Raw genomic sequence first — 11,928 nt, 5'->3', positions numbered from 1 at the left:
ATGCCCATCCTTTAGTTGCTAGGATTATATATTAGTAAGATAGAGCTCTTGATATATTATATAGCTTCTCATCAAAACTTCTTTCCATTTTAAGAGCTTCATTGATATCCATATCGATGATTTTGCCTTCTCTCATACCAACAACTCTACCACCTTTACCTTGTATCAATAGTTCTACTGCTTTTGCACCTAACCTTGAAGCTAGTACTCTATCAAATGCACTAGGATTTCCACCTCTTTGGATATATCCAAGTACTGTAGCTCTACTTTCAATACCTGTAACTGCCTCAATTTTTTCTACTAATTGGTGAGCTCCACCAATATTCTTTGCTACACCTTCTGCTAATATAATTAGATTATGTAGTTTTCCTCTTCTCTTACCTTCAAAAATTGCTTGGCATATTTCATCAAAATTGAATTCTTTTTCAGGTAATATTACACTTTCAGCACCACCAGCAATACCAGCATGAAGTGCTAAATCACCACATTCTCTTCCCATAACCTCTATAACACTAACTCTTTGATGTGAAGTAGATGTATCTCTTATTTTATTTATAGCATCTAATACTGTATTTAATGCGGTATCAAAACCTATAGTATACTCTGTATAAGGCAAGTCATTATCTATTGTGCCTGGAACTCCTATAGTTGGCACTCCATTTTCTGATAAAAGTTGTGCCCCTTTAAAAGATCCATCCCCACCTATAACAATTAATCCATCTATTTTTAAAACTTCCATAACATTAATAGCTTTTTCTCTTCCTTGAGGAGTCTTAAAATCATCACTTCTAGCAGTTTTCAGCATAGTACCGCCTCTGTGAATTATATCCGCTACAGAGCTTCTATTTAGTTCCATTACGTCTCCATGAATAAGACCATTATATCCATTTTGTATTCCTAATACTCTTAAATTGCTATCTGTGCCCATTCTTACTACAGCTCTAATTGCTGCATTCATAGCAGGAGAATCTCCTCCACTAGTTAATACTCCAATAGTTTTCAATGTAATCACTCCTCTTTATTATTAGAACTATCATGTATAAATATTGAAATAAACCCAAAACTATCACTATATAAATTGTAAGCAAAATCAAAGATATAATCAATAAAATTAACATAGGTTTAAAAGTTATATTATTTAATAAATAATTAACTCTACTTTTAAAGCAACATTGTACAAATGTACTAGTTCTAAAATTAATGTATATACAAAAGTAATTGATGTTTTTTAGCATTTTAATTATAAATATTTAATTCTCAATTGTATATATTTCTCAACAAAAACTGATAAATTTAAAATTGATTTGTTTTTAAAGCGATGTAGTCACTTCTTATAAAGAACTAGTAGCTGTAATATCTCCATAGTACTAGTTAAATTTATTAGTCTTGTTCCAAACAATACTGCACCCTTATACAATTGAAAATTAACTATTGAGAATGGAGAATTATTGATACTTCCTCTTTATAGAAGGAGTTTTGAGTTGATTTATTTTTCAAGTAATAAACTCACTTTTATTTGAAAATCTATTTGAAGAAATTAATTTGATTAAAACTAATTTCAACATTAATTGTACATTATTTTAAGTTGTGAATTAAATAAATCTAATTCCAACAATAATTTATATTATTTTTAAAAATAGTATCACCATATATGATTACCAATATTTTTTATATCAATACTTGCAAATAGGAAAAAGCTATGAATTAATCATAGCATAATCCTATTATTCAACAACCTTTACATTTTTTTCTCCAAAGGTTTCTTTCAATATTTCTATTGTATCGTATTCGTTACTAAGCCATGCAGATTTATCTATTAAATAGGATTTTCTATCATCTGCTGTACATAGATATACTGGAGTATTTCCTTTAAAAGCTTTAAGCCCATTTTTTATTTCATTAACAGTTGGTGTAAGCAAAGTTTTATCCTTAATTAAAATATATATCTTATCCTTATTGATATTAATAAGAGGTTTTATTTCCTCACATAATATTTTAGTTTGTTCATCCTCCCTTACTGCCACCCTACCTTTTACAATTACAATTTCATCTTCATCAACTAAATTTCTGCAGTTTTCAAAGGTTTTAGGAAATACTACAACTTCTATAGATCCATATAAATCTTCTAAGGTGATAAAAGCCATCATAGTGTTATTTCTAGTTACTTTTCTACTTACAGCAGAAATTAATCCTCCAATTATGACTTTATCTCCATCGCTAACCTTAAGATTTTGCTCATCTAATTCCACTCCATCCTCAAAGCCATCTTCTAAAAGCAAATCTGAGATATTATGACTTGTTTGAACTTTTAAGGATTTTTCATATTCATCAAGTGGATGACCAGATAAATAAATTCCTGTCATTTCTTTTTCCATAGCTAATAGGTATTTCTTATTAAACTCCTGTATTTTAGGGTATTCTATCTCAAAGTTTTTCTCTTCTAATATCTCTTCAAAAAGACTTATTTGTCCTTTAACATTTCGTTTTTTCTCATTATGAATTCCGTCTAGTACTTTTTCAAATACTGCTGATAATTGTGAACGATAAACACCTAAAGAATCAAAAGTTCCTGCTTTTATTAAGCTTTCAACAGCTCTTTTATTCACTTGTGCAGTATCTATTTTATTACAAAAATCCATAAATCCAGTAAACTCGCCTTTTTCTTCTCTATGTTTTACTATGGATTCAATAACATTTTCTCCAACGTTTTTAATAGCAGAAAGTCCAAATCTTATGGTTTTATCTTTAACAGTAAACTCAGAATAACTTTCATTTATATCCGGTGGAAGCACACTTATACCTAATTGGTTAGCAAACCTTATGTAATAAGCAACCTTTTCATTACTTCCTTTAACACTATTAAGCATTGCTGCTATAAATTCTGTTGGATAATAATACATCAAATAAGCAGTTTGATATCCAACAACTGCGTAGGCCGCCGCATGACTCTTATTAAAGGCATAACTTGCAAAATCCATCATTTGGTCAAATATCTTATTTGCTGCATCTTCTGATATATTATTTCTTAAACAACCAGGGACTTCTACATCTCCCTCATCATTTACTATTCCATAAATAAAATTCTTTCTTTCCTCTTCCATGACCTTGTGCTTTTTCTTAGACATAGCTCTTCGCACTAAGTCACTTCTTCCCAGGGAATATCCCCCTAATTTTCTAACTATCTCCATTACCTGTTCTTGGTAAACCATAACTCCATAAGTAACATTAAGTATTGGCTCTAGTTGCGGTGTTTCGTAGGTTACTCTGTTTGGATTTTTTTTGCTTTCTACATATCTTGGTATTTCTGCCATTGGACCGGGTCTATAAAGACTTATCCCCGCTATAATATCCTCTAATGAGTCAGGTTTTAATTCTTTCATAAAGCTAGTCATACCTGATGATTCTAACTGAAACACTCCTGCAGTTTTACCTTCTCCTATCATTTTGTAAACTTTCAGGTCTTCAAAATCTATTTTATCTAGATCAATATCAATACCTCGATTTTGTTTAATATAATTAACTGCATCTCTCATTACTGTTAAAGTACGAAGACCTAAGAAATCCATCTTTAAAAGCCCTAATTCTTCTAAAGTACCCATAGTAAATTGAGTTACAATCATATCCTCATTTTTTTGAAGAGGTACATAACTTACAAGAGGCTTAGATGCTATAACTACTCCTGCAGCATGAGTTGAGCTATGTCTTGGTAGACCTTCTAAATCTCTTGCCACATCAATTAGTTCCTTAACTCTCATATCACTTTCATAAGCTTCTTTAAGCTCAGGATTCATATTTAACGCTTTATCAATAGTTATATTTAAAACTGTAGGTATCATTTTAGCTATTCTATCCACTTCTGCGTAAGGATAATTCATAGCTCTACCTACATCTCTAATGCAAGCTCTAGCTGCCATTGTTCCAAAGGTTATAATTTGAGATACATTATTAACTCCATATTTTTCAACAACATAATCAATAACCTTTTGCCTGCCTTCGTAACAGAAGTCACTGTCAATATCTGGCATGCTTACTCTTTCTGGGTTTAAGAACATTTATTGTTAACCGCAGGCTCTTTATCCTACGCTCTGGAGATTTCTCTCATTTTCATCAGCTAGTCATTTCTAGCTCAGTTTGGACTATATCATCTTAGCAAACTTTAAATGTTTTCTTTTTATATATAAACTAGCATCTTTATAAATGTAATTATAGAATTTTTTAATGGATTCTTTCTTATATATTTTTACATAGAAAGCATCACTTCTTCTTGAGTCGGCAACTAATGTATTTTCAATATCATTATTAAATAATACATTACGAAGTTGCTCTGCAAATTTAATACTTCCTGTAGTAAAATTACAGTTTATATATTTATAATACTTTACTTCTTGATTTATAATTTGTTTAGTTTTATTTACATATACACTACCATCACCATCAAAATATCCTCTAACAAAATGACTCATTAAATTATTAGGCAATACGGGTAGCATAATACTTTTAGATTTTCTTTCAGTTAATCCAAGTTCCTTTAAAAAATTTATATCAAACTCATTAGTAGTTATAACTGAATAAGAAAACTCTCTGCCTTTAGGATGCTTATATTTATACAACTTTTTAGTTGGACAGATAAATTTATTTAAACACTCCATTAAATCATATTCATTCATAGTTATAGTAATTCTATACCTATTTGAGTGCTCATCAAAACTCAAACATCCATCTGAGTATATTAATCCAAGCACATATGCATTAAAAGTATTCATTCCACTAGTGTATAAACTATTATCATGCACCTTTCTTTTTGTAGTGTTAAAACTATTAGCACAACTTTTACTACAAAATTTTCGTATTTTAGAATCCGCATTAAAATTTTTATTACACTTTAGACATTTTTTTAACATTTAAATCACCTACATATACAAATCAGTAATATTATTATCTTCAATATTATAAATCTGTATACGAATATATGTTTGCTAAGCTCGGCACTCGTGGAGGATATTATTATTTGGCTATTCAATCCTCTAGTCTCTGAACCTTTCTAGTACTTTTATGCCTTTCCTAGACTTGGCTGCTGATTAGCATGCATATTTTTTATGTTTAGCCTTCCAGCAATTCACCGAGTTTAACTAGCGCATCTTACTTCACGCTCAAAGAGTAAGCCGTATTTTATTGGATCTATTTTTGTTATTCCTAAGGTATAGGCTACTATTGATCCTGCTGCCGAACCTCTTCCTGGTCCAGTTGGTATACCATTTTCGTTGGCAAATTTTATAAAATCCCAAACGATTAAGAAATAATCAACATAACCCATTTGATTTATGATACCTAGCTCATATTCTAACCTATCGACTATTTTTTTTGCCTCATCATCCTCTTTAGTTATTTTTATAACCTCTTCGAAATCAAAAGGCTTTTCTATTAAAGATTTAAAAGCTTCATACCTCTCAAAGAGACCACTATAGCAGGTTTCTTTAAGATAATCATAAGGTTCTACCCCCTCTGGTAATGGAAATTTAGGTAATTTTGATTTGTGGAATTCATAATCAAAATTGCATTGCTTTGCAATTTTCACTGTATTCTCTAATGCCTCTGGAACATATCCAAAGATTTTCTTCATTTCCTCAGGAGATTTTAAATAAAACTCATTGGAAGGATACTTCATTCTCTTTTCATCTTCCATTGTTTTTCCTGTTTGAATGCATAATAGTATTTCATGAGATTTTGCATCCTCTTTATTTATGTAATGAACATCATTAGTACATATTAATGGAATATCACATTCTTTTGATAGTTTAATTAATTGTTCATTAACTCTTAACTGCTCATCCATGCCATGATATTGAAGTTCTAAGTAAAAATCTTCATTAAAGATTTCTTTAAATCTTAGTGCTGCTTCTTTTGCTTTTTTCTCATTATTTTGAAGTAAATAGGATTGGACTTCTCCTCCTAAGCAGGCACTACTTGCAATAAGCCCTTCACTATGAGCTTTTAAGAATTCATGATCAACTCTGGGCTTATAATAAAATCCCTCTATGGATGCAGTAGAAACAATCTTCATCAAATTTTCATATCCAACTTCATTTTTTACTAACAATACTAAGTGATTGGTTTCATTTTCACTATTAGCATCCTTGATATGCATAGATTTAGATGCAACGTAAATTTCACATCCTATAATTGGCTTAATACCTTCTTCTTTTGCAGCCTTATAAAAATCAACACAACCATACATAGTTCCATGGTCTGTAATGGCTATGGTTTTCATGCCTAATTCCTTGACCCTTTGCACCATTTTACTTATCTTTCCTGAGCCATCTAAAAGACTATATTCTGTATGGACGTGAAGATGAGCAAAGTTACCTAAATCTATTCTTTCTTCATTATTTTCCATATAGTTTTATCACATCCTATTCCTTTAGTTTACCTCTCACTATTAACCTTTGTTTCCCATCCTCTGTACATGTAACTAAAGTTATAGTAGCATCCTCTGTAGGATTTAATACTTCTAGTGCATCTTCATTTACCACTTCCATACCACTAACTGTATATATATAAGTATTCTCATGAGTTCTAACTTTAATCTCATCTTTATCAGTTAGTTTATGAACATTTAAAAAGAACTCTCCAGTAGTATAGTTTCTATGTCCAGCTACTGCAAAATTTCCTTTTTTACCGGGCATTGCAGTGTTTTTAAAGTGACCTACAGCATAATTAAGTATATCCATTTCTGTTCCTTCTTTAACTGCTACTTGCAACTTTATCTTAGGTATTTCCATTATAGCAATAACATCATCAGTAAGAGGAATTTCTTCTTTTTCATTTTCCTGTTTTTTATTTTCTTTAGTTGTCTCATTATTACTATCTTTAATGTGATTTAAAGCTGATTCAAAGTTTTCTATCATTTCTTTTTGCTTATTATTAGTTTTAACCTTATTGTAAATTCCATAACCAACCATTAAGATTCCTATAACTAATAATACTATACCAAAAGCTCTAAAAACTTTGTTTTTCATAGTTCTACCTCATTTCTAGCCTTTAGGAAAATCTATGATAAACCAATTATCATGAAAACCTATGGACACGTTTGGTGCAAAATATATTACCTATTTTTAACTAGTTATTTTCTTTTATCTGTCTTAATTAATTATACTATAAATGATTAATATACCATAGCTTAAACAATGGAAAATTGACAATTGACAATGGAGAATTATCGATATTTCTCAGTTATTGCTGAGAAATTTAGAATTAATTTATTTTTGAAGTTACACAGTAACTTCTTATAAAAAACTAGCAATTGTATTGCTAGTAAAAAATTATTTAAAGAAATTAGTTTGATTAAAACTAATTTCAACCTCATTGTCAATTTTCCATTCTCAATTCTCCAATAATTAAGCTGTTCCCCAGAGGTGGAAAACCAGCAATTGTGTTGCTCGTAAAAATATTAGTTAAAGAAATTACTTGTATTAAAACTAATTTCAACCACAATTTTCAATTCTCCATTGATTAAACTGTTCCCCAGAAGTGAAAAAGAGGTAGCTACATTAATGTAGTTACCTCTTTTTATAGCTTAATTAAGCTGCATCTTCGCTTTTCTTCTTCTTGTTAAATAAGAACATTGCTATTCCTAATAATGATACTAATGAGCCTAGAGATATAAAATCTTCGCTACCAAACTCTAGACCGGTTTGTGGTAATTTTTCTTCTTCAGCATTATTATTTGAACTTGGTTTACCTTCTGGATTAGTTACTTCGCTATCCTTGTTCTCAGGTAGCTCTGGTGCTAAATGTTTAATATCATCCCAAGTTACACTTCTAACATTTGGAGTTCTTCCATCTTCAGAGGTTGGGATGTCAATTTTACCTTCGTTTATAAGTTTAACCGCAGCATCTCTTTTTGCTTTATCAAAATTATATCCTGTAAGTTTCCAGTTATTATCTACCGTTGGAGTTATAACTCCATTCTTCTCTTTTACAATATACTCTCTAATAAAGTCTCTTACCGCTGATAACTGCTCATTTGCGGAGTCGTAAACAACTTCTACATTTTCACCTTTAAATATACCAGAGTCACTATTTAAAAGTGTTGTATTAGCTCTATAATTATTAACAGTTAAATAAATTATATCCCCATCTTTCACAGCTGTTCCATCATTATAAGTTAAGTTTTCTACTCTTGAACCTTCTGGTTTGGATATATTTATTTCATATTTAACTCCACCAAACATATCATAATTGTACATTCTTATGTTTTCGTTAAAAGAAATTGTTAAATCCCCTTCTTTAAAAGTGTTATAATATCTTGCTGACCACTCCATATATTTCTTTAATTGCTTTCCATTAATTTTTAAAGTCATCAATGTATTATCATATTTGTAGATCTTTGAAGTATCTGCCTTTTTAATTTTTCCTTCTTTTGCATTAGCCTTTGAGTCAAAAATTGCAGCAGCGGAAACATGATGTGCTCCATTTGGAACATTTTTCTTTCCATAATGCATTTGAACTTCTAAAATTAAATCTAATAATGGAGTATCTCTTAATTGAGCCTCAGTAATTCCCTTTACTTCATTAGCTGGTGCTAAATCTCCACCCTTAAGCTCTCCTATTATTATATTAGCATCTGCTAAAGCTTTTTCATGTTGTGGAGCTAATTTTGATTTTAAAGCTTCATCTTCCTTATAAGTTTTAACTTCTACTAAATCTGACTTAATATCTGTACTTCTATTTTTAATTACATACTTTCCGTCTGAATTTTTAGTCAATTTTATATCTATTTTAGAAACAAATTCTCCATATTTACCTGGCTCTGTTATAACCACACCATTTACAACTTCGCCTTTTATAGTTGAATGAGCATGTCCACAGATTATTGCTGCAATTTCTGGACATGCTTTGGCTATTTCTGAAGCACTATCTCCAAATCCATACTCCGTATCTTTCCCCATATGAACAGTAGCAATTATAATATCTGCTTTTTTATTATCTTGAATTTCTTTAACTGCTTTTTTTGTTTCCTCAACAGGATTGGTAACTTTATATCCTTCAAGATTAGGACCATCCCATTTAGTAATATGAGGTGAAACCATTCCTATATTAGCAACTTTTACTCCATTTACATCAACTATCTCATAAGCCTTTCCAAGAGGTTCCCCGTTTGGTTTATATACGTTTCCACATAAGATAGAAGTGTTTGTAAATTGTGACATCATTTTTTCTAAAGTTGGTACTCCATAGTTAAACTCATGATTTCCTAGAGTCCATGTATCATATCCTATTTCATTCATGGCTAAAACCATTGGATGAATATCATCTTTTAAAAATAACTGTGATGAGTTATCCTGTACAGTGTCTCCCGCATCTACAACCATTGTGTTAGGATTTTTTTCTTTAAGCTCTTTTATTAAGGATGAAATTTGACTAAGACTTCCCTTTGTGTTCGCCTCATTCATAGCATATTCATAAGGTGCAAATCTTCCATGTAAGTCTGAAGTTCCTATTATTTGTATTTCTTTTGTTTCCTCATTAGCAAAAACCTCTTTTGTACTATGGAAAGAAAATAAGGTAAATACCATAGTAAACACTACTAATAAGGATATAGGCTTTTTCATTTTAAAGAGCTTTAACACATTTAACTCCCCCTAATTAATTTAAAATATATTAAATTGAGAATATAAAGCACCTTGCTATATATAAATGTATAACTACTTAAAATAATGTACAATTCACAATTAAGGTTGAAATTAGTTTTAAGCAAATTAATCTCTTTAATAGACTTTTTTCTAGCAATACAATTGCTAGCTTTTATCATAAGAGCTAACTACATCACTTTAAAACAAATCAATTCTAAATTTCTCAGTTTCTGCTGAGAAATCTCCATAATTGTGAATTTTGCATTGTGAATTTAAAGTTTTAACTATAATACTAAGAAGTAGTAATCATTTTCACATATACTAATATTAAAACTAGTATATCTATAAGCAAGGTACTTATAGATCAAATTATACTTTCTTATAAGAAAGATTATGCTGCATCTTCTTCCTTATTTTTTCTATTTCTTACAAACATAGCTCCACCTAAAAGAGTAACTATAGTTCCTAAAGTTATAAATTCGTTACTTCCAAAATCCGAACCAGTTTGTGGTAATATTTCTTTATCTTCTTTTGAATTATCTGGTTTAGTTTCTGGATTAACTCCAGGTTGAGTCTCTGGCTTTTTGCCTTCTATTAATAAGCCTTGAGCACTATAATCTATTTTTCCTTCTTTTTTCATAATTTCTACCATACCATCTCTGATTGGCTTGCCTGTATCTAAAATGTTTTTACCACCTGAAAAATCAAATTCGTCTCCGCCTTCAGCCATAAAGTCATTGGTAACAACTTTATAATACTTGTCCATTTCTATCGGAGTACCATCTAATAATTCCATATGATTAATTCTTTCTCCTGATGGTTTTTCTTTGTCATAATAAGCTCTTACACCATAGAATTGAACCCATCCATATGTTTCGTTAGCAATTCCATGTTCTAAGTTTTTCTTAATATCAGAGCCTTTTAAATCCATAGTAACTAAAGTGTTATCAAAAGGCATAATTGTATACATATGTCCCATGGTTATTTCACCTTTAGATAATGGTGCTCTTATTCCTCCACCATTCATAAGTCCAATTTGAGCATCAGCTGACATTGTCATGTATTTTGCTGTAAGCTCTCCCAGTGGACTTAATCCATCTCTTCTATCATGAGGTAAATCAACTAGTAAATCTGCAACTTTTTCATTTAATATAGGTTTTAACTCTTCAGTATATTTTCCTATTAAAGCTTTAACTTCTTCATTTTCTTTTAAATCTTTTCTTTCATATAATACGTCTACAGATGGTTCTATTGAAGTTAATTTATTATCTTTATCAACCTTTATAGAAAGTTTACCTAAAGCTCTTCCATTATACATAGCTTGTACTATAGGAACGTTGTTAACTTTTCCTGAAACCTTTTGGTGAGTATGTGAAGATATTATTCCATCTAAACCTTTAACATTGTTTGCAAGTTCTGCTACTTCTCCAGTTATTGTTCCATCTTGGCTTTGAATACTTCCTATATGGGTTAATGCTATAACTACATCAGCCTTTTCCACATTTCTTAAATGATCCACCCAAACTTGTGCTGCTTCTGATGGATCTTTAAACTCATAATTTTTAACGTTTTCAGGCTTTGTTTTAACTGCTGTCTCTGGAGTTGCAAGTCCTACAAAACCTATTTTTACTCCATCAATTTCTTGTACTGCATATGGCTCAGCCCATTCTACAGGCTTTCCTGTTCTTTTATCATAAACATTTGAAGCTAAAAACTTAAAATTTCCTTCTTGCTGCCATGAAACTAAATGCTCATCTCCCCAGTCAAACTCATGATTTCCCAATGCTGAATATTTAATTCCTATTGAATTAAATACATCTGTTACTGGTTTGCCATAAGTCAAATTAGACATAGCACTTCCTTGAAATGCATCTCCTGCACATACTACAATACTATTAGGATTAGCTTTTCTTGCTTCATCAATTGCTCCAGCAAGTTTTGCTGCTCCTACATTTTTTCCACTTTCCTCTAAAGATCCATGGAAATCATTGAAACTTAAGATATCAATTTGCTTATACTGTGAATTTGCCTCTTCAGCATAAACTAGATTAGCATTAAATTGAACTACCAATGAAAATACGAAGGTAAATGCAATTAATAGTGCCAATTTTGCTCTGTCTTTGAAAAAATTCTTCATATTAAATCCCCCTAAATTAAATGATATAATTTAATTATATCATTTAATTTATATTATGTTGAAATATAAAAAAGCCTTTTTATTTTAAATTATTGTTAAATTGTTAATATTAACCATATAAATAAGCTTGTCATTACAACAAGCCTATTTATCAATAAA

The 11,928-nt window shown here is 30.4% G+C and carries 5 protein-coding genes and 2 pseudogenes; all 7 read right to left on the bottom strand.

Annotated features, from left to right (window positions below):
* Positions 1-31 precede the first annotated feature (31 nt).
* The 7 genes and pseudogenes from pfkA to ACY1IQ_RS04815 all read right to left on the bottom strand — a co-directional run bounded on the left by pfkA (position 32) and on the right by ACY1IQ_RS04815 (position 11,769).
* Positions 32-1,003 carry a 6-phosphofructokinase gene (gene pfkA / locus ACY1IQ_RS04845; protein WP_461612899.1) on the bottom strand — a complete coding sequence of 324 codons (972 nt, stop codon included), beginning with the start codon at positions 1,001-1,003 and terminating at the stop codon, positions 32-34.
* 721 nt (positions 1,004-1,724) lie between these two features.
* Positions 1,725-4,049: pseudogene (gene dnaE, locus ACY1IQ_RS04840) on the bottom strand (DNA polymerase III subunit alpha); the annotation flags it as partial.
* A gap of 87 nt (positions 4,050-4,136) precedes the next feature.
* Positions 4,137-4,901 (bottom strand): LAGLIDADG family homing endonuclease, encoded by a 765-nt coding sequence (locus ACY1IQ_RS04835; RefSeq protein ID WP_461612898.1) that lies wholly within the window; start codon positions 4,899-4,901, stop codon positions 4,137-4,139.
* 245 nt (positions 4,902-5,146) lie between these two features.
* Positions 5,147-6,394, bottom strand: a pseudogene (gene dnaE, locus ACY1IQ_RS04830) (DNA polymerase III subunit alpha); the annotation flags it as partial.
* A 16-nt stretch (positions 6,395-6,410) separates the two neighbouring features.
* Positions 6,411-7,016, bottom strand: a complete 606-nt coding sequence (locus ACY1IQ_RS04825; RefSeq protein ID WP_461612897.1) for a class D sortase — start codon at positions 7,014-7,016, stop codon at positions 6,411-6,413.
* 561 nt (positions 7,017-7,577) lie between these two features.
* A complete protein-coding gene (locus tag ACY1IQ_RS04820) occupies positions 7,578-9,629 on the bottom strand; it encodes a 5'-nucleotidase C-terminal domain-containing protein (protein ID WP_461612896.1) in 2,052 nt (683 codons plus the stop codon).
* A 394-nt stretch (positions 9,630-10,023) separates the two neighbouring features.
* Positions 10,024-11,769, bottom strand: a complete 1,746-nt coding sequence (locus ACY1IQ_RS04815; protein WP_461612895.1) for a 5'-nucleotidase C-terminal domain-containing protein — start codon at positions 11,767-11,769, stop codon at positions 10,024-10,026.
* Positions 11,770-11,928: the final 159 nt, after the last annotated feature.

Source organism: Clostridium sp. Marseille-QA1073, from assembly GCF_054863625.1.
Note: the sequence above shows the minus strand (reverse complement) of the source record. Positions and strands in the feature narration are given on the sequence as shown.

Bases quoted from the DNA above. Each gene is read 5' to 3' on its own strand.
- ACY1IQ_RS04835 (WP_461612898.1), bottom strand. From the start codon at position 4,901: ATGTTAAAAAAATGTCTAAAGTGTAATAAAAATTTTAATGCGGATTCT.
- ACY1IQ_RS04825 (WP_461612897.1), bottom strand. From the start codon at position 7,016: ATGAAAAACAAAGTTTTTAGAGCTTTTGGTATAGTATTATTAGTTATA.
- ACY1IQ_RS04815 (WP_461612895.1), bottom strand. From the start codon at position 11,769: ATGAAGAATTTTTTCAAAGACAGAGCAAAATTGGCACTATTAATTGCA.